Below are 20,912 nucleotides of genomic sequence, written 5' to 3'. Positions count from 1 at the left end.
ACAGAACAACCCACAGTGGCCTCCGCTCTGGCGGCCGGCCCGCCCCACCATCCCCCCGGGCGCGGTGTAGCACCTTGGGGCCCCCCCGGCGCCGAGGCGCGTGATCAGCGAGCGTAGACGGCGACCTCCCTCACCGAATAGCCGTAGCTGGTCGCGCGCCGCACCCCATGGACCCGCACGTAGCGCGCCGACGTCGGCGTGAACTGCGCGGTGTCGATGGTGCCGTTGCCGGCATCGGTGCTCCAGACCTGGCGCCAGGTGCTGCCGTCGGTGGACACCTCGATGCGGTACGCCGAGGCGTACGCCCGCTCCCACTCGAGCACGACCCGGCCGACCGTCTGTGTCGACCGCAGGTCCATCTGCAGCCACTGGTCATCGCTCCAGTTGCTCGCCCAGCGCGTGCTGGTGTCACCGTCGATGGCCTGGCCCGCGGCATAGCTGATCCACGGGTGCCACTCCACGCTGCTGGCGCTCGCTCGCGACCCCGCGGCGAGGTCGGTCGGATCGACGTAGGCGGTCGTGGCGCCCCAGGTGTCCAGATAGGACTGGGCGCCGCGGAACATCTCCTTGACCGTCTTCTCGCCGCCGACCCGCCGGATGTCCTCGATCCAGTCCGGGATCAGGCCGTAGTGCGCGCCGCCGTCGACGTTGAAGTCCCACACCCGCTCGCCCGTGACCTGGCGGTCGACCAGCGAGCCGCCGTCGACGGTGCGATAGGGGTAGACCACCTTGTCCGGGGCGTCCTCGCCGCGCGGCGCCGGCCAGCCGCCGACACCGTTCATGTCCGAGCCGAAACCCAGCCCGACGTCGTACTTCTCCCGGAGCGGCCGGCTGCGGTCGGTCTCCGCGACGAAGCCCTTGCTCGCGCTGTCGTAGCTCCCGATGAAGCCGCCCAAGCGGTAGACCCGCTCGCTCCAGCCGAGGTCCATCCAGCTGTGGCTGGACAGCGCGCCGGGGTAGTCGACGGACTCCAGGATCTCCAGCGTGCGACCGGTGGCCTTCGTACTCATGTGGTCGAGCTCGACCATCATGTTGCGCCGCATCATGCCCTTCAGGGCGTACTCTCCCAGCCTGGTCAGGCCGCGTACGTTGCACTGCGCCCCGTCGGGATAGGACGGCACCTCGACGCCCGCCGGCAGCTTCTCCTCGATCATCGGCACCGACGCGCCGTTGATCGGGTTGTCGTGCTCGGGGCCGGGGCACTGCTGGGTCTGCCAGAACGTGCCGGTGGAGAGGAACTGGCCGACGTTGATGATCGTGCCCAGGGTGCCCGGGTCGAAACGTACGCCGCACAGGGCGTTGTCGAACTTGTGGCACAGGAACATGCTGCTTACGCCGAGGCCGTGCAGCTCGTCGAGCCCGCGGTCGATGTCGGCCTTGGAGCACTGGGCGACGTCGAGGACCTGCTTGCAGCCGAACGGCTCGGAGGTCTCCACGCCGAGCACCACCGCGAGCCGACCGCTCTCGATCACCGTGCGCGCCTGCTCGGGCGTGGTGACGATCCGGAAGAAGCCCTTGCCCTCGCCGCCGTAGACCTTGTCGATGTAGTCCTGCATGTCATAGGTCTTCTCGGCCTGCAGCCGGATCGACTCCATCTCGTCGCAGCCGCGATCTCGCGGCAGGATCGAGCAGATCAGGCCGTTGCTGGTCAGGTCGGTGACCAGCACCCGCTGCCCAGCTCGCCACGCACGCTCGAGCCACGCGTAGTAGTTCTGCTGGTGGGACAGCGAGTTGTGTCGCGGCCACTCCTTGAACGTCGGCCAGCCGACCGGGTCGTGGCGCCAGTCCGGGTCGGACGTGAGGTTCTCGAAGAGCGCTCCGGCGCCGTCCGGGTAGTGCTCCGGACAGTCCTTCAACGCCTCCTCGATCCCGGCCTCGTCGAACGGCTTCCCACAGATCATCCGGCCACCGAATCCCTCGTTGGTCATCAGGTGGTTGTGGATGTCCGCGAAGCCGCGTACGTCGCCGTTCGGCGCGGTCCCGCGGAACGGTTCGCCGGTGACGTTGATCTCCGAGTCGGCAGCCGGCCGGTTCGGCGGGTCCCACCAGTTGCTCTCCGCCGGCGGGGCGGCCGATGCGCCCGTGAGCCAGAGCGAACTGGACAGTGCGGCCACGATGACCGCGGCAAACCACGAGATACGACTGATTCTCTGCATGCGCCCTCCCAGACAGCAGTGTGAAGTCGTTCACACCCTAAGTAGGTCAAGCGTCCCGGTCAACGAGTTCGGACAACAGACTTGTACAAATGTCCAGGACGTTCGTCCTGAATCTGGCTGGGCTGCAGGTGCGAGCGCTCAGGCCGTTGGCGACGTACCGGCGAGCGAGAGGATCTGGGCCGCCGCCAGCTCGATCGCAGCCCCTGCCATCTCGGTGTCGCCCTCGTTGAGATAGAGCAGGGTCAGCCCGTCCACGATCGCGGTCACGTAGCGCGCCAGCACCGCTTCATCGACCGTCCAGGTCACCCCGGCGCTCGCACCCAGGGCCTCGATCACCTCGGTGTGCGCGTCCAGATAGGAGCGGTACTGCTTCCGCGCGAACTCCGCCAACGCCGGGTTGCGCGTCGCGTACTGCGTCAGCTCGTACGTCAGCCGGTGCTCGTCGGGGTTGTCCAGCACGTGCTGCCAGTAGGAGGCCAGCCCGCCCCGCAGCTTCTCCTCCAGCGTCCCCGAGCTCTCGATGACCTCGAGCGCCGGCGCCAGCGTGTGGCTCGTGATGGTGGTGATCACCTGCTCCAGCAGCTCCTCCTTGGAGCGGAAGCAGTAGTGGAAGGTGCCGAGCGACATGTCCGCCTCGGCCACGATCGACCGCGTCGTCGCCTGCGCCACCCCATCACGCGCCATCACCCGGATCGCAGCCTGCACCAGCAACCGTCGCCGCTCATCCGCCGATACCCTCGCCATGCGACCAAGACTAACGTCCAAGTCAGACGCCCCCGACACCACACCCTTCCCGGCGAAAACGTTTTCCGGCGTGACGTCGCACCTGGTTCACTGACCCGGTGGCATCCTCCCCCGGCTCCCTGTGGCACACCCTGATCCATCTCCGCGGCAACCCGCGCGCCTGCGTGTGGACCGAGCCGATGTGGGGTCTGTCGATGGCGCTGGTGCTGCCGTACCTCTCCGTCTTCATGCTCACCCTCGGGCTGCACGACGCGCAGATCGGCCTGCTCGCGACGGCCGGGATGATCTCCCAGGTCTTCTTCGGGCTCGCCGGCGGCATCATCACCGACCGGATGGGGCGCCGGCTGACCAACGCGGTCTTCGACGTGATCGCGTTCGTGATCCCGTGTCTGATCTGGGCATTCGCACAGGACTTCTGGGCCTTCCTGGCCGCATCGCTGCTCAACGGCGCGCTGCAGGTGACCGCGAACGCCTGGGACTGCCTGATGGTCGAGGACGCGGAGCGCGACCAGCTCACCGGCATCTACTCCCTGGTGCGGGTCGCCGCCGACTGCTCGGCGCTCTTCGCCCCGATCGCCGCCTTCATGGTCGCGCAGTTCGGCCTGGAGCCCGCGGTGCGGGTGCTCTTCATCAACGCCGCCGTCGTGATGCTGGCCAAGATCATCCTGCTGTACGCCGCCTCCACCGAGACCCGCCAGGGCCGGATCCGGATGGCGGAGACGCGGCACGAGAGCCTCTGGCAGCTCTTCGCCGGCTACCGCGGCGCCGCGCGGCTGCTCGGCCGGTCCCGCGGCTCGCTGCTCGCGCTGGCCATCGCCGCCGTCGTCGCGGCGGTCACCCTCGTCAACGGCACCTTCTGGCAGGTCCTGGTCAGCCATCGCCTGCACGTGCCCGACCCGCTGCTGCCGTTCTTCCCGATGGTGCGCTCGCTGCTGTCGGTGCTCTTCCTCTTCACCCTGATCCGCCGGCTGACCTCCGGCCACGACCTCAAGCAGGCGACCCTGTGGGGCTTCGGCATCTATCTGGCCGGCCAGCTCGCACTCGTCGCGATCCCGGCCTCCGAGGGCGACGCCGACCTGATGACGTACGCCCTTCTCGGGGTGTGCCTCCTCCTCGACAGCTTCGGCGCCGGGATGCTCTTCATGCTCTCGGAGTCGCTCGTCGCCTTCCACGTCGACGAGGCCGAGCGCTCACGCGTGATGGCGCTGCAGCGCACCGCGGTGATGCTCGCCGCCGCCCCGTTCGGCTGGATCTCCGGCTGGCTCTCGGGAATCGACCGCACCTACCCGTTCTGGCTGACCAGCGCACTGCTCATGATCGGCGTGATCACCACCCTCGTCTGGTGGACCGGGCCTCACACCGAGCCGGCGCTCGAGACCGTGTCCGCGGATCGCGCCTGATTGGCGTGCGGCCCCGGACGCCCTCGATGCCGAGTGGGGGGTACTCCAACAGCGTGGGCGCCCGGACCGCACACGGAAGAGATAGCAGCCTTCCCGGATCGACACCCGCCAAACATCGATATCTGGTAACAAATGTTCTCAGCCCCACCCTCCGAGGGCAGCTGAGACCACGGACCGCAGCCGCGTTCGAGAAAGTTCCCGGGATCGGTTTAGAACGAGCCGGGCGGGGTATGAGGGCAGTCATGAGAGAGCTCGTTGCCGACCATCCGGCGGGACTGCCCGACGATCCCACCTCGCCGTTGCCGGACCTGGCGGAGCTGCCGATGGCTCCCGGTGATCTGGAAGACGAGGCGTACGACGACCTGCTCGTGCTGCCGTTCGGCGAAGCGAGCGGATGGCGAGGAGCGAGCTGACCGAAGCGCCGCTCGGACGACAACGAAGAACCCCCGCTGTTCCTGCCGTTTCCGGCTGGTCAGACGGGGGTTTTGTCGGAGCCGCCTGTCGGAATCGAACCGACGACCTTCTCATTACGAGTGAGACGCTCTACCGACTGAGCTAAGGCGGCGTACCGTCATCCGTTACCGCATGAAGCGGCTCTGGTTGAGCGGACCGGACGAGTGTACCGAGACTGCGCGCTCGACACTAAAACGGTGCGCTTCGACGTGCTCGTCGATGGTGATGCGGGTGGGCTTGCCCTTGCCGATGAGGCGGCCCAAGCGGCGTACGCCGTGCTTCATTACTGCTCTACTCCCCTATGAACATGGATCAACCACCGACTGCGGACGCAGCGGTGGTGATTCAATGATGACCGCCGGCGATTCATAGAGGTAGACGATCTTTCCTTGGAAAGTCATAGGATGTCGCTATGTTGTCGCTGCACCAGCTCCGCGTGTTCCTCGCGGTCTACGAGCATGGCTCGCTGACCGCGGCGGCCGAGGAGCTCGGGTATGCGCAGCCGTCGATCTCGGAGCAGGTCCGGAGCCTGGAGCGTACGCTCGGGGTCCAGCTCTTCCGCCGCGTCGGACGCGGTGTGGTGCCGACCGGAGTGGCCGACGAGCTAAGGCCGCACGCGGAGCGTACGGTCGCTGCCGCCGAGGACGCGCGCAAGGCCGTGCAGGCGGTAAAGCAGTTCGAGACCGGAACGATCCGGTTCGGGATGTTCGGGATCGCTCGGCTCTACGGCGGGGCCGGGCTGGTGGCCGACGTGCTCGACCGATACCCGGGCGTACGCGTCGAGCTGATCGGGCAGAACTCCACCGAGGTCCAGGACGACCTGCGCCGCGGGCGGCTCGAGGCGGCGATGCTGCTCGTCGGCAGCGTCTCCGGGCCCGGCCTGAAGGTCACGCCGGTGGCTCGCGACGAGCTCGTCTACATCTCCGCCGACCCGGCCCACCTGGCCACACCGGTCACCGCCCACCGACTCTCGCTGGCCTCGCTGGTCATGTCCGACACGAGCTGGAGCTCCGAAGACCCCACCCGGGTCACCATCCGCAACCTGCTCCACGAGACGGGACGCAACCCACCCAGCCGGGTCGAGGTCGAGGACATCGAGACGGCCGTCGAGCTGGTCGGGATGGGGTACGCCGACAGCGTCATCGCCAAGGGAGCAGCCGAGCAGCTGCTCCCCCGGCTGGCACCGAAGGCCGGCTGGGTGTCACTGCGGCCCCGGACGTACGACACGTTCGCCGTCGTCCACCGCACCGACGCCACCCTCTCCCCCGCCGCCACACTGATGATCGAGCTGGCCACCAAGCGGATCCAGGCCATCGCGGACCCGGTCCACCGGCGTTAGCTCGCGTACCCTGCTGGTCGAGCCGCGAGCGCCAGCGAGCGTGTCGAGACCAACACGGTCCTCTCGAGCGCCGAGCGGAATGTGTTGGTCTCGACACGGATTCGTTCGTTCCTCACGAACCCGGCTCGACCAGCGGAGGGCTCACTCGCAGCCGTAGCCGTCGTTGTCCCTGTCGAGGCGCCACGGGTCGGAGCTGTTGTTGATCCGGACAGGCTTCTTGGATGCGGGGATCTCGCCGCAGTCGCGGTCGTTGGCGGAAGTGGCGTCGTAGACCTTGACGCCGTCCTGGTAGGTGTAGTCCAGGCCTGAGGTCGTGCCGGACGAGCCGCGCTTCTTCAGGTAGAACGACGCGGACACGTCGGCACGACGGTTGGCGTCGCCGGCGAACTTCCAGCGGTAGTAGCGGCTGACCTTGGGCGTCACGACCACGGCGCACTTGCCGTACTTGTTCGTCACGCAGGAGGTCACGCTGCTCCAACGGCCGCTGGCCTTCTTCTGCAGGTGGATGCGCTTGCCCTTGACGGCCTTGCCGCCCGCGGTCAGCTTGCCGACGGGGCGGTAGGACTTCGTGCCGTACTTGGGGGCGGAGACCTTGACGACCTTGGTGACGACCTTGGCCGACACGGTCGCCGGGGGCGTGGCGGCGTGGGCGGGCTGACCGATGACGGGGGCGACCGCGATCGCCAGGGTGGCGACCGCGGAGGCAGCGAATGCCTTCGTCGTCGAACGGACTCGCTGGTTCATGATCACGTGCTCGTGACCCTTCTTCTCGAAGTGAAAATTACGAGAAGTGATCCTCTTGGTCAGCGAGATCCGCCGGGTGGGGACGGCGGCGACCCACCCCACATGGGGTAAATCAGCACTCCAAGCCGTCGTCCGGGACCTTGCCGTCGACCAGGTAGTCGTCGATGGCGTCGTCGACGCAGCCGTTGCCCTGCATGTAGCCGGTGTGGCCGTCGCCGTCGCGGGAGACGAGTACGCCGTTGTCCAGCGCCTTGGCGAGGGCTTCGGCCCACTCGTAGGGAGTCGCCGGGTCGCGGGTGGTGCCGACGACGACGATCGGGTTGGAGCCCTCGGCGTCGATCTCGGGCTCGGGCTCGGTGGCCTTGAACTTCTCCGCGGCGCAGCCGTTGAGCATCCAGGCGAGGGCGGCACCGAAGGTGGGCGCGGCCTTCTCGAAGGCGGGCAGCTGCTCGCGCACCTCCTCCGGGCTGAGCCCGGAGGAGTCGTCGAGACAGTTGATCGCCCAGTTGGCCTCCATCGTGTTGTTGATGTAGCCACCCTCGGGGTCACGGCCCGCGTAGTTGTCCGAGAGGCTCATCAGCTGGGTGCCGTCGCCCTTCAGCGCCGCCTGGAGGGCGTCGGTGAGGTAGGGCCAGTAGGACTCGACGTAGAGCGGGGTGATCAGGCCGTAGAGGGCGTTGCCGGCGGTCAGCTCACGGTCGCCGGCGGGCAGCGGCTCGGCATCGATGTCGGCCATCAGCTTCTGGACGCTCTCGACGCCCTCGTCGACGGTGTCACCGAGGAAGCAGCTGCCCGCGTCGACGCAGTTCTCGACGTAGGAGCGGAGGGCGACCTCGAAGCCCTTCGCCTGGGCCAGGTTGGCGTCGAGGACGCTCAGCCCGGGCTCGATCGCGCCGTCGAGCACGAACCGGCCCACCCGGTCGGGGTAGAGCTCGGCGTAGGTCGAGCCGAGCTGGGTGCCGTAGGAGGCACCGAAGTAGTCGAGCTGGTCCTCACCGAGCGCAGCCCGGAGTACGTCCATGTCCCGGGCCGCCTCTACGGTGCTGACGTGGGCGGAGATGCCGTCCTTCTGGCCCGCGCAGCCGTTGGCCATCTCGACGCCGGTGTCGACGTAGGCCTGCGTCTCGGCGGGGGTGTCGGGGTCGGGGTCGACCGCGACGTAGGCGTCCAGAGCGTCGTCCTCGAGACAGTCGACCGGAGTGCTCTGCCCGACCCCGCGCGGGTCGAACCCGACGATGTCGTAGGAGTCGCGGACGGTGGAGCTGAAGGACTGGTTGTTGTAGAGCGCGTATTCGATGCCCGACCCGCCCGGGCCACCCGGGTTGATGGCCAGCGAGCCGATCTTCTTCTTGTTGGCCGGGTCCTTGATGACCGAGACCTCGATGGTGCGACCGGTGGGGTCGGAGTAGTCGAGCGGGACCTCGAGGGTCGCGCACTCGAAGGCGCCGTTGCAGTCCTCCCAGTCGAGCTTCTGGCTGTAGAAGGTCTGCAGCCCCTCGGTCGGGGCCGCGGTCGCCTCCGCGCTCGGGCTCACCTGGTCGGCGTCGGGGGTGCCGCCGCCGGCACCACAGCCTGCGGTGATCACGGTCAGAGCGGTCAGCGCGACGGCGCCGGTCACTGCGTTGAGTTTCACTGGTCTCCTCCGGGCGGCAACAGCGCCACCATCATCGCCTCCAGCACCAACTGGGGCTGCACGTTGAACTCCAGCAACTGCTCACGGGCTTCGAAGATCGCTCCGATCCGCTGAAGGTTGAGCTCGGGGGTCGAGGCTGCGACGAGCTGCTCGATCTCGCGCCGGTGCTCCTCGTTGACCAGGGTCACCGGAGCGCCGGCGGCCATCGTGATCGCGTCGCGGTAGACCGAGACCAGGTCCATCAGCCCGCGGTCGATCACGTCGCGGTGGCGGCGGGTGGCGCGGCGCTTCTGGTCCTTCTCGAGCGCGGACAGCGCCGGACCGTATTCACGCGGTCGGCGGCCTCGCTCGACCACGCCGTAGCCGGTGTCGAGGTCGGCCTTCTCCCGGGCGTCGAGGTCGGCGGTGACCGCGTCGGCCTCCTCCTTCGAGACCGCGGCCAGCTCGCCGGCGGCCCGGAGCGCGTCGGCGAGAGTGGTCAGCCGGGCCGGGTAGGCCACCACCTGCTCGCGCCGGCGCCGGGTGTCGTCGTCGCGGGCCAGCGCCTTGGCCCGGCCGATGTGGCTCTGGCTCGCCCGCGCCGCATAGGCGGCGCGCGCCTCGTCGACACCGAGCGTGCGCTGGAGGAAGGCGGTCACGTCGGGCACTGTCGGGGTGGTCAGCGTGACCAGCCGGCACCGGGACCGGATGGTCGGGAGGACGTCCTCAACCGTCGGCGCGCAGAGCATCCAGACCGTGCGGGCGCCGGGCTCCTCGACCGCCTTGAGCAGCGCGTTGTTGGCCTGCTCGGTGAGCCGGTCGGCGTCCTCGATGATCAGGATCTGCCAGCGGCGTCCGGCCGGGGTGAGGGCAGCCTGGCGGACGAGGTCGCGGATCTCGTCGACCCCGAGGGTCAGCTTCTCGGTGCGGACCAGGTTGACGTCGGCATGGCTTCCGGCGAGCACGGTGTGGCACTCGTGGCACTGCCCGCAGCCACCGTTGGGGCACTGGAGGGCCGCGGCGAAGGCGATCGCGGCGTTGGACCGACCCGAGCCGGGAGGACCCGTGAAGAGCCAGCTCTGGGTCATGCCGTGCCCCGAGGCCGCGGTCCGCAGCGTGGAGATGATGTGGCGCTGGCCGACCAGGTTGTCCCAGACCGAGGCGGTGGCGAGGTTCATGCCGTCACCGCCTGGGCGAGCAACGGCTCGAGGTGCGCGAGCACCGCCGCGTGGATCTCCTCCACCGGCGCACGCGCGTCCAGCACCAGGTAGTGCTCGGGGTTGCGCGCCGCGAGCGCGACGAAGGCCGACCGCACCCGCTGATGGAACTCGACCGACTCCTGCTCCATCCGGTCACGCTCGGCGAACCGGGTGAAGCCGGCCGTCGGGTCCAGGTCGAGCAGCACGGTCAGGTGGGGTCGCAGGTCGGCGGTCGCCCAGCGCGCGACCTCCTCGAGCTGCGCGGCGTCCAGCACCCGGCCGGCGCCCTGGTAGGCCAGCATCGAGTCGACATAGCGGTCGGTGATGACCACCTCGCCCCGCTCCAGCGCCGGGCGGACCATCGACTCGATGTGCTCGGCCTTGTCGGCGGCGAACAGGAGCGCCTCGGTCCGGTCGTCGAGATCACCGGTCTCCGGGGACAGCACGATGCGGCGTACGTCCTTGCCGACGGCCGTGTCGCCCGGCTCGAAGGTCAGCAGGACCCGGTGGCCGCGGGCGGTCAGGGCCTCGTGGAGCAGGCGCGACTGGGTCGACTTGCCCGACCCCTCGCCGCCCTCGAAACAGACGAAGACGCCGCGCTCTGCGTAGACACCCGGAAACCTCACGAGCCAAACCTACGGGGTAGGACCGACAACCCCTGAGCACGCCGCCCGCAGCAGTGGTGATTGCGGCTGCCGAACGACACTCCACAGGTTAAGGTTCGGCTCGACCTCACGCTGACCCAAGGAGTTCCCCCGGTGATCTACGTCCTGATCGTCCTGCTGCTGGCCGCCCTCGCGGTCGCGGGCTACCTGCTCTGGAAGAGCCGGCAGCAGCCGACGGCGCAGAAGGAACCCGACGACTTCATCGGCGACCAGCACAAGCACGCCTCCGACCAGCTGCGCCAGGTGCGCAACGGCGACGTCATCGAGTACCTGGGCCACAACTGGTTCGTCCGCGGGCGGATCGACTTCGACGAGCACGGCTACCGCTGGACCGAGCACATGCTCGACGACGCCGAGGGCAAGAAGTGGCTCTCGATCGAGGACGACGAGAGCTTCGAGGTCTCGCTGTGGCACGCGATCCCGCTCGGCGACATCGAGCAGGGCACCGTCGGTGACCGCGACATCATCGTCGGCGGCGTCGCCTACCGCCTCCAGGAGAAGGGCGCCGCCGCCTTCACCGCGACCGGCGCCACCGGCACCGCGCCGTCGGGCACGGCCGAGTACGCCGACTACAAGTCGGTCGACGGCAAGCTGCTCGGCTTCGAGAAGTGGGGCAGCAACTGGGAGCCCTCCCTCGGCGAGGTGCTGCAGCCGTTCGAGCTGACCGTCTACCCCTCCTCCGACCGGCCCGCGACGCTGGACGACGCGTGACGCTTCTCGACGTCCCGTTCGCGGACGTACGTGGTGACACCCTGCGCTGGACCCTCACCCCGATCCCCTGCACCCCGCTGGCCTCCCGGACCGTCGATCTCGGCACCGGTCTCACGGTGACGCTGAGCGTCCTGGGGGCCAGCCACCAGGTCGTCGTACGCCGCCACGGCCACCCGCTCCTGCACGAGACGATCGCGTGCGGGATCGCCGAGGCCGCGCCCCTTCCCGAGGCCCACACGACGGGCGGCTACCGCCTCGCCTCGCACGTGGACGAGGTGGGACCCGAGGAGCTGGCCGCGCGGGCATCGCGCCTCGTGGAGCGGTTGAGCGGGCGTACGGATGCCGTCGTCGCGCACTTCCCGGGCGACCCGCACGCGGTGACCGCGCTGGCCCTGGACCGGTCGGACGACGCGGCCGGGCAGATCACCTGGAACACCTGGCACACCTACCCACAGACCGGCGAGATCGTCGCCACCACCACCAGCTACCGGCCCGAGGAGGTCACAAGTGTCTGAACCCACCGGCTCCGGGGGCTCGAACCGCAAGCTGATCGGCTGGGCGATCGTCGCGGCGTGCGTCGCGCTCGTCGTCATCATCGTCATCGCCGTGTCGGGTGACGGGAACAGCCCCGAGAAGTACCTGCGCAAGAACTTCGACCACGTCAGCGGCTCCGACCCCGACAGCGATGCCGGGATCGTCTTCGAGGACGACGGCACGGTGAGCTCGGTCGCCAACAAGATCGCGAGCGACACCGACGCCGACGAGAACCGGGCCGAGGGATCGAGCCACTACCTGCGCTACGACGACGACTGGCTGGTCGTCGTGGAGCCGCGTACGCCCTCGGGCTCGACGATCACGCTCTACGAGTACGACCGCGGCTACCGCAGCCACGCCACGGTGATCGGACTGTGGGGCTGGAACAGCTTCTACGGCCGCAACAGCGGTGGCGGCAGCAGCGGTGATTCCTTCCGCGGCGGCGGCAGCGGATTCGGCAAGTGACCACCCCCAGACTGGAGATGAACCGATGACTGACCTTGTGAGCGGACTGCTGTCCACCGTTGCCTTCGCCGCCCTCGGGCTGGTTCTGCTGGTGATCGGCTTCTACGTGATCGACCTACTCACGCCCGGCCGGCTGGGGCAGCTGATCTTCGTGGAGCACCGGCGCGACCCGGCGCTGCTGCTCGGCTCCTCGGTCGTCGCGATCGCGACGATCGTGGCCACCTCGATCTACACCGCGGAGGAGGACACGCTCCAGGGGCTCGCCGAGACCGCTGCGTACGGCCTCATCGGGATCGCCCTGCTCGCGTTCGCATTCGTGATCCTCGACCTGCTCACCCCGGGCCGGCTCGGTGAGCTGATGACCGACGACAAGGACGACCCGGCGATCTGGGTCACCGTCGCGGTGCAGCTCGCCGTCGGCGTGATCGTGGCGGCCTCGATCACGTGAGCCTGACCCTCCCCTCGTTGTCCGCGCTGCCCGAGGGACGGGCGGCGCGGCTGCTCGTCCTCGCGGCGGTGTTCGTCTGCGCGGCGTGCGGCCTGGTGTACGAGCTCGCGCTGGTGACGCTGGGGAGCTATCTGCTCGGCAACTCGATCGCGCAGACGTCACTGGTGATCGCGGTCTCGATGTTCGCGATGGGCATCGGCGCCGTGCTTGCCAAGCCGCTGACGGCGCGGCCGCTGCGCTCGTTCGTGGGTGTGGAGATCGCGCTCGCCGCGGTCGGCGGCGCCTCGGTGCCGGCGCTCTACGCGGCGTTCGCGTGGCTGCATCTCTACACCCCGATGATGCTGCTGGTGACGTTCCTGATCGGTGCGCTGGTGGGCGCCGAGATCCCGCTGCTGATGGAGCTGCTCCAGCGGCTCCGGCGCCAGCAGGCCTCGCTCGCGGTCGCCGACATCAACGCGGTCGACTACGTCGGGGCGCTCATCGGCGGGCTGGCGTTCCCGTTCGTGCTGCTGCCGACCCTGGGGTTGCTGGTGGGGACGGTGGCGACAGCCGCCCTGAACGTCCTCGCCGCGTGGACGGTCGGCGTTGCGCTGGCCGGCTCACGCCGGCAGCGCGGGACGGTCACGGCGATCTGTGGCGCGCTCGCGGTCGCCCTCGGCCTGACCGCGGTGACGGCCGACTCCTTCGAGCTCAACGCCCGCCAGGCGCTCTACCGCGACCCGATCATCCACTCCGAGCGCTCGGCCTATCAGGAGATCGTGGTGACTCGCGGCGCTCCGGTGGGGCCTGAGTTCGACGACGTACGCCTGTTCCTCGACGGTGACCTGCAGTTCTCCTCGCTGGACGAGTATCGGTATCACGAGATGCTCGTCCACCCGGCGATGAACGGCCCGCATGCGCGGGTGCTGATCCTGGGTGGCGGCGACGGGCTCGCGGCGCGGGAGGTGCTGCGCTATCAGTCGGTCTCGTCGGTGACGCTGGTCGATCTCGACCCGGCGGTGGTGTCGCTGGCGCGCTCCTTCGATCCGGTCTCGTCGCTGACGTCGGGGTCCCTCGAGGACCCCCGGCTGACGTACGTCGCCGACGACGCGTTCTCCTGGGTGCGCGACTACTCGGGGGCGGCGTTCGACGTGGTCATCGCCGACTTCCCCGACCCCGACTCGACCGCGCTGGCCAAGCTCTACTCCGTCGAGAACTACAGCATGATCGCGCGGCTGCTCGCCCCGTCCGGACGGATGGTCGTGCAGTCGGGCAGCCCGTTCTTCGCGCCGGACGCGTTCTGGTCGGTGCGGCACACCCTCACCGAGGCCGGCTACCGGACCACCCCCTACCAGGCCGACGTGCCCTCCTTCGGGAACTGGGGCTACATCCTCGCCTCCCGCGACGGCTCCGCCCCTGAGCTCGGTCTCGACGACGAGGTGCCGGGCGGGCTCCGCTACGCCAGCGACGCCGTGCTCGCGGCCGCCGCGTCGTTCCCGCCCGACCGCGCCGAGCGGCCGACCTCGGTCACCACGCTGCTGGATCCGGCGATCCTGGACTACGCCCGCAAGGGCTGGGTGGGCTACTGATGTTCTTCCTGCTCCGACTGGTCCGGCGCACCTCACGGCACTACGCCTGGGTGCTCCCGCTCGCGATCATCGGCTTCGTCTTCGTCACCGGCTGGATCGCGATGGCTCTGGCCCAGCCGGAGAGCGACATCGTGCGCCCCGCCAACTACTGGTGGTGGTTCCTGGTCACCGCGACCACGGTCGGCTACGGCGACCTCTTCCCCGAGACCACCGGTGGCCGGTTCGTCGGGGCGTACGTCGTCTTCGGCTCCATCACCACCCTCGCCATCTTGTTCAGCCGGATCTCGGCAATCATCGAGAACGCCAAAGGACGCCGCATGCGTGGAGAGATCAGCTTCAGCGGACAGAACCACATCGTGATGCTCGGCTACACCGCCGGGCGCACCGAGCGGATCCTGGTCGAGCTGCTCTCCGAGCCCGACCGCGAGGTCGTGCTCGCGACCTGGGAGGACCAGCTCTCCGAGCACCCGCTGCCCGGGGAGGACCGCCTTCATTTCGTACGCGGCGACATCACCGATCTCGACGTGCTCGCTCGCGCCGGGCTGTCCTGCGCGCACAGCGTGCTGATCGACGCGCGTGACGACAACGAGGCGGTCACACTCACCGTCGCGGCCAACGCGGCCGCCCCGTCCGTGCACAGCATCGTCGCGCTGCGCGACCTGCGGGTGCAGCGCACCATCTTCCGCGTCGACACCACCGTCCACTGCGTCCAGTGGCACAACACCCAGCTGATCGCCGAGGAGCTCAGCGACCCCGGTATCGCGGAGGTCTACCAGGAGCTTGCCACCGCCGGCGGCAAGGGCACCTACTCGCTCACCGTGCCTGCTTCGGCAACGACGGTGAGCGTGGGCGACTGGCAGGGCGCGCTCGGACGATCCCACGGTGCGACTCTGCTCGCCGTCCGTGCCGACGACGGCATCCAGGTCAGCCCTTCGTGGGACCTGCCCGTCGCACCCGGAGCGCGGCTGTTCTACATCGCGGCCGACCGGCTGGACTACGACGAGGTCGTCGGGTCGCTCGGCTGACGAGTGGGTCGTGCGATGAACTGCTTCAACTGCCACAACAGCGCTCTCCCGTCCTTGCCTCCACGCGAGTCGATCGTCCGCACGCAGCACTGGCGGGTCGGCCACGCCTTCAACTCGACCCTCGCCGGCTGGCTGGTGATCGCGCCGATCCCGCATGTCACCGCGCTCGACGAGCTGCCCGTCGAGGCGCACGCCGAGCTCGGGACGCTGCTCGGGTCGCTGGCGGCGGCGCTGCGGGACGTGACCGGGTGTGTGAAGACGTACGTCATGCAGTTCTCCGAAGCCGAGGGCTTCGAGCATCTGCACGTCCACCTGGTGCCGCGGATGGCCGATCAGCCGGCTCGTCTGAAGGGGCCGAACGTGTTCGGCTACCTCACCGACGACGAGACCCGGTGGCTGCCCGCGGGTGAGCGCGACCGGCTCGCGCGAGAGCTGCGGGGAGCCCTCGGCTGACAAATTCCCGTCATGGCGGGAAAGTGCCGTCCACCGTTGCGCGGGCGGAAGCGGGAGTGGAGCATTTCCCCGCCATGGCAGGAATTTGCGCGACCGTTCCGACCTGGAAAGCGGCAGAACCCCACCATGGCGGGGTTCTGCCACCTGCACGGCTGCGCCGCCGCCGGTTGTGAAGCTGAGAGTGACCTATAGGCCACGCTCAGCTTCACAACCCGGTCAGGACTTCTTCGCCGCGGCCTTCTTCGTCGTCTTCTTGGCGGTCGACTTCTTCGCCGTGGACTTCTTCGCGGTCTTCTTCGTCGTCCGCTTGGTGGTCTTCTTCGCCGGGCCCTTGGCGCGCTTGTCGGCGAGCAGCTCGGCGGCGCGCTCGGCGGTCAGGGTCTCCAGGTCGTCGGCCGCCCGGAGGGTGGCGTTGTATTCACCGTCGGTGACGTAGGGACCGAAGCGACCGTCCTTGACGACCATCGGCTGCCCGGAGACCGGGTCGGGACCGAGCTCCTTGAGCGGCGGCTTGGCGGCGGCCCGGCCGCGCTGCTTCGGCTGGGCGTAGATCTGCTCGGCCTCTTCGAGGGTGATCGTGAGCAGCTGGTCCTCGGAGCCCAGCGTGCGGGAGTCGGTGCCCTTCTTCAGGTAGGGCCCGTAGCGGCCGTTCTGGGCGGTGATCTCCTCGCCGTCGGCGCCGGTGCCGACGACCCGGGGCAGAGTCAGCAGCTTGACCGCGTCCTCGAGCGAGATCGTCTGCAACGACATCGACTTGAACAGGCTCGCGGTGCGGGGCTTGGCGCCCTTCTTCGCGTCTTCGGGGAGCTGCTCGGTGACATAGGGACCGAAGCGGCCGCTCTTGGCGACGACCGTGAGCCCGGTGTCGGGGTGGACGCCGAGGTTCAGCTCCTCGCCGGCCGGGTTGGCGAAGAGCTCCTTCGCCTTCTCCAGGGTGAGCTCGTCAGGCGGCAGGTCGTCGGGGACGTTGGCACGCACCGCGAACGGGGTGCCGTCGTCACCGGGGCCCTCGATGTAGGGGCCGTAGCGACCGACGCGGAGGTTGACCCCGGACTCCTGGTCGCCGACCGGGAAGGTCGCCAGCTCACGAGCGTCGATGTCGCCGAGACCGTCGACCAGCGGCTTGATGCCCTTGACCCGCTCGGAGCCGAAGTAGAACTCCCCGAGCTCGGTGGTCATGTCCTTGCGGCCGTTGGCGATCTCGTCGAGGGTCTCCTCCATGCTCGCCGTGAACCGGTAGTCGATCTGGCGCGGGAAGTGCTCCTCCAGCAGCCTGACCACCGAGAACGCGACCCAGGCGGGGACCAGCGCGGTGCCCTTCTTGAAGACGTAGCCGCGGTTGATGATGGTCTGGATGATGCTCGCGTAGGTCGACGGACGGCCGATCTCGCGCTCTTCGAGCTCACGGACCAGCGTGGCCTCGGTGTAACGAGCAGGCGGCTTGGTCTCGTGGCCGTCCGCGGTGAGGCTCGCGGCGTTCACCCGCTCGCCCTCGGTGAGGTTCGGGAGCCTCGTCTGCTGGTCGTCGGAGGTCTGGTCGGCGGAGTCGGTGCCCTCGACGTACGCCTTCAGGAAGCCGTGGAAGGTGATCACGCGCCCGGTCGCGGAGAAGATCACGTCCTCGCCCGTGGCCGCCGTGGCGCCGAGGCGGATCGCGACCGAGTTGCCGACGGCGTCTTTCATCTGGGAGGCGACGGTGCGCATCCAGATGAGCTCGTAGAGACGGAACTGGTCGCCGGTCAGACCGGTCTGCGCCGGGGTGCGGAACGAGTCACCGGCGGGGCGGATCGCCTCGTGGGCCTCCTGGGCGTTCTTGACCTTGGAGGCGTACGTCCGGGGGGCATCGGGCAGGTACTCGGCACCGTAGAGCTCCCGGACCTGAGCGCGGGCCGCGCTGACGGCGTCTCCGCTCAGGGTCGTGGAGTCGGTACGCATGTAGGTGATGAAGCCGTTCTCGTAGAGACGCTGGGCGACCGACATCGTGGTCGACGCGCTCATCCCGAGCTTGCGACTGGCCTCCTGCTGCATCGTGGTGGTGCGGAAGGGGGCGTACGGGCTGCGCTTGTAGGGCTTGGACTCGACCGAGCGGACCTCGTAGGTCTGGCCCTCGAGGCCGGCGACGAGGGACTCGGCGCGGGTGCGGTCGAGGTGGACGACCTTGTCGCTCTTCAGCAGGCCGTCGGGACCGAAGTCGGTGCCGCGGGCGACGCGGTTGCCGTCGACGGAGGTGATCTTGGCAGGGAACATCCGCGGGTCGTGGTCGGAGCCGGCGTCGAAGGTGCCGGCCAGGTCCCAGTAGGAGGCGGTCCGGAAGGCGATCCGCTCTCGCTCGCGGTCGACGACGAGCCTTGTCGCGACGGACTGCACGCGCCCGGCGCTCAACCGGGGCATGACCTTCTTCCACAGCACCGGGGAGATCTCGTAGCCGTAGAGACGGTCGAGGATGCGGCGCGACTCCTGGGCCTCGACGAGGTCCATGTCGAGCTCACGCGGGTTCTCGGCGGCGGCCAGGATCGCGGCCTTGGTGATCTCGTGGAAGACCATCCGCTTGACCGGGATGCCCTTCTTCGGCTTCAGCTCGTCGAGAAGGTGCCAGGCGATCGCCTCACCCTCGCGGTCCTCATCGGTGGCGAGGTAGAGCTCGTCGGCGTCCTTGAGGAGCGACTTGAGCTTGGTGATCTGCTTCTTCTTGTCGCTGGGCACGACGTAGTAAGGGGTGAAGCCGTTGTCGACATCGACGCCGAAGCGTCCCCACGGCTTGTCCTTGATCTTGGCGGGGGTGTCTGCCGCGCTCTGCGGAAGGTCGCGGATGTGCCCGACGGATGCCTCGACGACATACCCCTGTCCGAGGTATCCGCCGATCTTCTGAGCCTTCGCCGGGGACTCGACGATCACCAACTTGTGTGCCACTGACGTCCTTATCTCACTGCAGCAGAGCCTGGCACCACTGACAAGCTCTGGCGATACACGTTAACGCGTGTCTACAGCCGGCATGGGTCCAGTCACCGCGGTTCATGCGGCACTGAGCTCTCGGACAACATGGCGTGTTGCCTTGGGCGCCGCGGAGACAATACCTAGCACGCTCTGCGTCGAGAGCGTGAAATCGGTGTCTCATCCGGACCTGTCCGAAAACTGTCGGTGCTCGTCCCTAAGGTGGCTTTCGAGGACGGCGAGACCCATCACAACCCGAGAGGTCTCTGCTGATGATCGACGCCGAATACATCGACTACATGGAAGGCCTGGCCACGCCCCCGGAGCATCTCGTCTGCTCCGAGTGCGCCCAGCTGCTCACCCGGACCAACGTGATCCTGGAGCGCCTGGAGGCCGAGCTCACCCGGCCCCGTTGGTCGGAGCCGGATACGCCGCCACGACCCGACCACGAGGTGGCCCTGGACTGGCTGGCCGCGCTGTGCGGCGGCCACGAGGCGGTCACCGCGCTGGAGGCCGCGCCGCTGACCGAGGACGGCCTGGACCTGCCGGTCGTGGAGGATGCGGCGGGACGTACGCAGCTGGAGACGGTCGCCGCGCTGCTCGACGAGGTCGCGGCCGACTTCCCGGTCGGAGAGGTGGGCAACGCATTGCGGCGGGCGCTGCTGCGGCTGTGGGAGATCGACCCGCTGGTCGTCGACCGGCCCACCCAGCCGGCTCAGGTCGCCGCCGGGATCGTCTGGACGGTCCTGGGCGCCAACGGGCTCGCCGGGCCGGGCGGCCTCGTCACCGCGACCGAGCTCAAGGAGCGGCTGGGCATCAAGAAGATGCCCTCGGCCTACGGCAAGCAGCTGGCGGCCGCGCTCCGTGGCTTCTGGCCGTGGCAGACACAGCGGCCATGGGGCATGCGCGACCTTCCCGACCTCGAACCGCTGGGCTACCCGGACCTGCTGGTCTCGAGCGTGCGCAGACGCCTGATCAGGCTGCGGGACCAGGCGTGCCTGGCGCGGGACGGAGGAAGCCCTCGCTGACCAGCTCCTGGGCGATCGGCAGGTAGCTGCTGCGCACGACCGCGGGGTCGCGGTCGAGGATCTGCGCGAGCGCGTCGAGGATCTGACCGACGGTCAGGTCACCGTCGCACGCACCCGCGAAAGCTGCCTCGATCGTGTCCGCCTGGCGCGCGCGGCGCAGGCCACGCTGCTGGCGCAGGATGACCGTGCTGGGGTCCTCGGCGCCGGGCTGGCCAAGGGTCTCCTGCTGGACGTCCTCGACGAGCACCAGCGTGGAGTCTTCGGTGACCTCGACGCGGGCTGCCTTGCCCCACGCCGCGAGCGCCGGGGCGATCGGCTGCTCGACGTCGTAGGGCCACTCGAGGAGCTCGCGCTTCGGGTTACCTGCGCCCGTGCGGTGAAGATTGATCCAGCCGAACCCGACCCCCTCGATCTTGTGCTCCTCGAACCAGGACAGCCAGGTGTCGTAGCGGGTCAGGTAGTCCTGGGCGCCGTGGTGGCCGGAGTCCTTGAGCCACAGCTCGACGTACGCCGCGGGGTCGAGCACCTCACGCTGGACCACGAACGCGTCGACCTCGTCCGCGAGCCATCCCTCGAGGCGGTCGTCCCAGGGCTGGTCCTCGGAGATGATCCAGTTGCCCAGGATCTGACACCAGCCGCCCTCGGTGAGCATGCCGGGGGCAGCCTTGACGATGTCCTCGACCACTTGGTCGCCGGGGAGCCCGGAGTCGCGGTAGACGAGGCGCTCGCCGGTTGCCGGGCTGATCACGAACGGCGGGTTGGTGGCGATCAGGTCGAAGCGCTCACCGGCGACGGGCTCGAAGAACGACCCGTTGCGTACGTCGATCCGGTCCGCCACGTCGTTGAGGGCGGCGTTGAACGTGGTGATCCACAGGGCTCGCTGATTGACGTCGGTCGCGACCACCCGGTCGCTGTGGGTGGCGAGGTGGAGGGCCTGGACGCCGCAGCCGGTGCCGAGATCGAGGGCGGTGCCGACCTGGTCGCGGATGGTCAGCTGCGCCAGGGAGGTCGAGGCGGGGCTGATCCCGAGCACGTGCTCGGGGCCGACGCGCTGCGGGCCACCGTCGAGCCCCGGGGTGAGGTCGGAGACGACCCAGAGGGCGGTGTCATCGGTGGCGTACGGACGTACGTCGAGGCGGGCCGCGACCTCTCCGACCGACTGCTCCAGGATCCCTTCGACGGCGAGCCGGTCGACGAGCCCGGGGAGGGCTGCCTCGGCGTGGTCCAAGGGCACGGTCGTCTGCAGCAGGAAAAGCCGGATGAGCGTCTCCAGCGGCGAGCCTCCATGAGTGCGCCGCCGGCCCGGCAGCGTCTCGTTGCGACTCAGCGCGCCGTGGGCGATCGGGCCGAGCAGCTCGGCGACGGAGTCGTAGGAGAAGTCGGCCTGCTGGAGGGCGTCACGGAGCCGGTGCGGGAGGTCACTCACACCTGGAGCCT

At 69.0% G+C, this 20,912-nt stretch carries 19 protein-coding genes and 1 tRNA gene; 11 read left to right on the top strand and 9 right to left on the bottom strand.

Features of this window, described 5'->3' with window-relative positions:
* Nucleotides 1–104: 104 nt before the first annotated feature.
* Both ACFV9G_RS14605 and ACFV9G_RS14600 read right to left on the bottom strand, forming a co-directional pair.
* Entirely contained in the window at nucleotides 105–2,156 is a 2,052-nt protein-coding gene (locus ACFV9G_RS14605) for a discoidin domain-containing protein (protein WP_378728184.1), read from the bottom strand.
* A gap of 138 nt (nucleotides 2,157–2,294) precedes the next feature.
* Nucleotides 2,295–2,900: a TetR/AcrR family transcriptional regulator gene (locus tag ACFV9G_RS14600; protein WP_378728183.1), complete on the bottom strand. Its 606-nt coding sequence runs from the start codon at nucleotides 2,898–2,900 to the stop codon at nucleotides 2,295–2,297.
* 98 nt (nucleotides 2,901–2,998) lie between these two features.
* On the opposite strand from ACFV9G_RS14600, the gene ACFV9G_RS14595 reads away from it, so the two are divergent.
* Both ACFV9G_RS14595 and ACFV9G_RS14590 read left to right on the top strand, forming a co-directional pair.
* A complete protein-coding gene (locus tag ACFV9G_RS14595; RefSeq protein WP_378728182.1) occupies nucleotides 2,999–4,300 on the top strand; it encodes an MFS transporter in 1,302 nt (433 codons plus the stop codon).
* Nucleotides 4,301–4,542: 242 nt separating this feature from the next.
* Nucleotides 4,543–4,713: a hypothetical protein gene (locus ACFV9G_RS14590; RefSeq protein WP_378728181.1), complete on the top strand. Its 171-nt coding sequence runs from the start codon at nucleotides 4,543–4,545 to the stop codon at nucleotides 4,711–4,713.
* Nucleotides 4,714–4,792: 79 nt separating this feature from the next.
* Here ACFV9G_RS14590 and ACFV9G_RS14585 read toward each other — a convergent pair.
* A tRNA-Thr gene (locus ACFV9G_RS14585) sits at nucleotides 4,793–4,865 on the bottom strand.
* A 300-nt stretch (nucleotides 4,866–5,165) separates the two neighbouring features.
* Between ACFV9G_RS14585 and ACFV9G_RS14580 the strand changes: the two genes are divergently transcribed.
* A complete protein-coding gene (locus ACFV9G_RS14580; protein ID WP_378728180.1) occupies nucleotides 5,166–6,092 on the top strand; it encodes a LysR family transcriptional regulator in 927 nt (308 codons plus the stop codon).
* A gap of 141 nt (nucleotides 6,093–6,233) precedes the next feature.
* Here ACFV9G_RS14580 and ACFV9G_RS14575 read toward each other — a convergent pair whose 3' ends face one another.
* From ACFV9G_RS14575 to tmk, 4 genes are all read right to left on the bottom strand, one after another.
* Nucleotides 6,234–6,836, bottom strand: coding sequence for an excalibur calcium-binding domain-containing protein (locus ACFV9G_RS14575; protein ID WP_378728179.1), 603 nt, complete (start codon nucleotides 6,834–6,836; stop codon nucleotides 6,234–6,236).
* A gap of 112 nt (nucleotides 6,837–6,948) precedes the next feature.
* Nucleotides 6,949–8,469 carry an alpha/beta hydrolase gene (locus ACFV9G_RS14570; RefSeq protein ID WP_378728178.1) on the bottom strand — a complete coding sequence of 507 codons (1,521 nt, stop codon included), beginning with the start codon at nucleotides 8,467–8,469 and terminating at the stop codon, nucleotides 6,949–6,951.
* Nucleotides 8,466–9,626 (bottom strand): DNA polymerase III subunit delta', encoded by a 1,161-nt coding sequence (locus ACFV9G_RS14565; RefSeq protein WP_378728177.1) that lies wholly within the window; start codon nucleotides 9,624–9,626, stop codon nucleotides 8,466–8,468. The genes ACFV9G_RS14570 and ACFV9G_RS14565 overlap by 4 nt, the downstream gene beginning before the upstream one ends.
* Nucleotides 9,623–10,273: a dTMP kinase gene (gene tmk, locus ACFV9G_RS14560; protein ID WP_378728176.1), complete on the bottom strand. Its 651-nt coding sequence runs from the start codon at nucleotides 10,271–10,273 to the stop codon at nucleotides 9,623–9,625. The genes ACFV9G_RS14565 and tmk overlap by 4 nt, the downstream gene beginning before the upstream one ends.
* Before the next feature lie 132 nt (nucleotides 10,274–10,405).
* Here tmk and ACFV9G_RS14555 point away from each other — a divergent pair, with 132 nt between their 5' ends.
* From ACFV9G_RS14555 to ACFV9G_RS14525, 7 genes are read left to right on the top strand one after another with little or no spacing between them, the layout of a single operon-like run.
* The gene (locus ACFV9G_RS14555; RefSeq protein WP_378728175.1) at nucleotides 10,406–11,023 is read left to right on the top strand and encodes a DUF4178 domain-containing protein; all 618 of its coding nucleotides are present in this window, start codon (nucleotides 10,406–10,408) and stop codon (nucleotides 11,021–11,023) included.
* Entirely contained in the window at nucleotides 11,020–11,538 is a 519-nt protein-coding gene (locus ACFV9G_RS14550) for a DUF2617 family protein (protein ID WP_378728174.1), read from the top strand. Before ACFV9G_RS14555 ends, ACFV9G_RS14550 begins: the two co-directional genes overlap by 4 nt.
* Nucleotides 11,531–12,022: a DUF4247 domain-containing protein gene (locus ACFV9G_RS14545; protein WP_378728173.1), complete on the top strand. Its 492-nt coding sequence runs from the start codon at nucleotides 11,531–11,533 to the stop codon at nucleotides 12,020–12,022. The genes ACFV9G_RS14550 and ACFV9G_RS14545 overlap by 8 nt, the downstream gene beginning before the upstream one ends.
* A 25-nt stretch (nucleotides 12,023–12,047) precedes the next feature.
* Nucleotides 12,048–12,470, top strand: coding sequence for a DUF350 domain-containing protein (locus ACFV9G_RS14540; protein WP_378728172.1), 423 nt, complete (start codon nucleotides 12,048–12,050; stop codon nucleotides 12,468–12,470).
* Nucleotides 12,467–14,038 (top strand): polyamine aminopropyltransferase, encoded by a 1,572-nt coding sequence (locus ACFV9G_RS14535; protein WP_378728171.1) that lies wholly within the window; start codon nucleotides 12,467–12,469, stop codon nucleotides 14,036–14,038. The genes ACFV9G_RS14540 and ACFV9G_RS14535 overlap by 4 nt, the downstream gene beginning before the upstream one ends.
* Nucleotides 14,038–15,063 carry an ion channel gene (locus tag ACFV9G_RS14530; RefSeq protein WP_378728170.1) on the top strand — a complete coding sequence of 342 codons (1,026 nt, stop codon included), beginning with the start codon at nucleotides 14,038–14,040 and terminating at the stop codon, nucleotides 15,061–15,063. Before ACFV9G_RS14535 ends, ACFV9G_RS14530 begins: the two co-directional genes overlap by 1 nt.
* Before the next feature lie 15 nt (nucleotides 15,064–15,078).
* Complete coding sequence (locus ACFV9G_RS14525) at nucleotides 15,079–15,516, top strand: HIT family protein (RefSeq protein WP_378728169.1); 438 nt, start codon at nucleotides 15,079–15,081, stop codon at nucleotides 15,514–15,516.
* 216 nt (nucleotides 15,517–15,732) lie between these two features.
* Here ACFV9G_RS14525 and topA read toward each other — a convergent pair whose 3' ends face one another.
* Entirely contained in the window at nucleotides 15,733–18,426 is a 2,694-nt protein-coding gene (topA, locus tag ACFV9G_RS14520) for a type I DNA topoisomerase (protein WP_378728168.1), read from the bottom strand.
* 293 nt (nucleotides 18,427–18,719) lie between these two features.
* On the opposite strand from topA, the gene ACFV9G_RS14515 reads away from it, so the two are divergent.
* Nucleotides 18,720–19,475 carry a hypothetical protein gene (locus ACFV9G_RS14515; protein WP_378728167.1) on the top strand — a complete coding sequence of 252 codons (756 nt, stop codon included), beginning with the start codon at nucleotides 18,720–18,722 and terminating at the stop codon, nucleotides 19,473–19,475.
* Here ACFV9G_RS14515 and ACFV9G_RS14510 read toward each other — a convergent pair.
* Nucleotides 19,423–20,901 (bottom strand): methyltransferase, encoded by a 1,479-nt coding sequence (locus ACFV9G_RS14510; protein ID WP_378728166.1) that lies wholly within the window; start codon nucleotides 20,899–20,901, stop codon nucleotides 19,423–19,425. The genes ACFV9G_RS14515 and ACFV9G_RS14510 overlap by 53 nt on opposite strands.
* Nucleotides 20,902–20,912 lie beyond the last annotated feature (11 nt).

It is taken from the genome of Nocardioides sp. NPDC059952, assembly GCF_042730435.1.
Lineage (GTDB): Bacteria > Actinomycetota > Actinomycetes > Propionibacteriales > Nocardioidaceae > Nocardioides.
The sequence above is the reverse complement of the archived record's forward strand: the minus strand, read 5'-3'. Positions and strand labels throughout refer to the sequence as shown.

Coding starts and splice junctions, on each gene's coding strand:
- ACFV9G_RS14605 (WP_378728184.1), bottom strand. CDS start 2,156: ATGCAGAGAATCAGTCGTATCTCGTGGTTTGCCGCGGTCATCGTGGCC.
- ACFV9G_RS14600 (WP_378728183.1), bottom strand. CDS start 2,900: ATGGCGAGGGTATCGGCGGATGAGCGGCGACGGTTGCTGGTGCAGGCT.
- ACFV9G_RS14590 (WP_378728181.1), top strand. CDS start 4,543: ATGAGAGAGCTCGTTGCCGACCATCCGGCGGGACTGCCCGACGATCCC.
- ACFV9G_RS14580 (WP_378728180.1), top strand. CDS start 5,166: ATGTTGTCGCTGCACCAGCTCCGCGTGTTCCTCGCGGTCTACGAGCAT.
- ACFV9G_RS14575 (WP_378728179.1), bottom strand. CDS start 6,836: ATGAACCAGCGAGTCCGTTCGACGACGAAGGCATTCGCTGCCTCCGCG.
- ACFV9G_RS14565 (WP_378728177.1), bottom strand. CDS start 9,626: ATGAACCTCGCCACCGCCTCGGTCTGGGACAACCTGGTCGGCCAGCGC.
- ACFV9G_RS14540 (WP_378728172.1), top strand. CDS start 12,048: ATGACTGACCTTGTGAGCGGACTGCTGTCCACCGTTGCCTTCGCCGCC.
- ACFV9G_RS14530 (WP_378728170.1), top strand. CDS start 14,038: ATGTTCTTCCTGCTCCGACTGGTCCGGCGCACCTCACGGCACTACGCC.
- ACFV9G_RS14525 (WP_378728169.1), top strand. CDS start 15,079: ATGAACTGCTTCAACTGCCACAACAGCGCTCTCCCGTCCTTGCCTCCA.
- ACFV9G_RS14515 (WP_378728167.1), top strand. CDS start 18,720: ATGATCGACGCCGAATACATCGACTACATGGAAGGCCTGGCCACGCCC.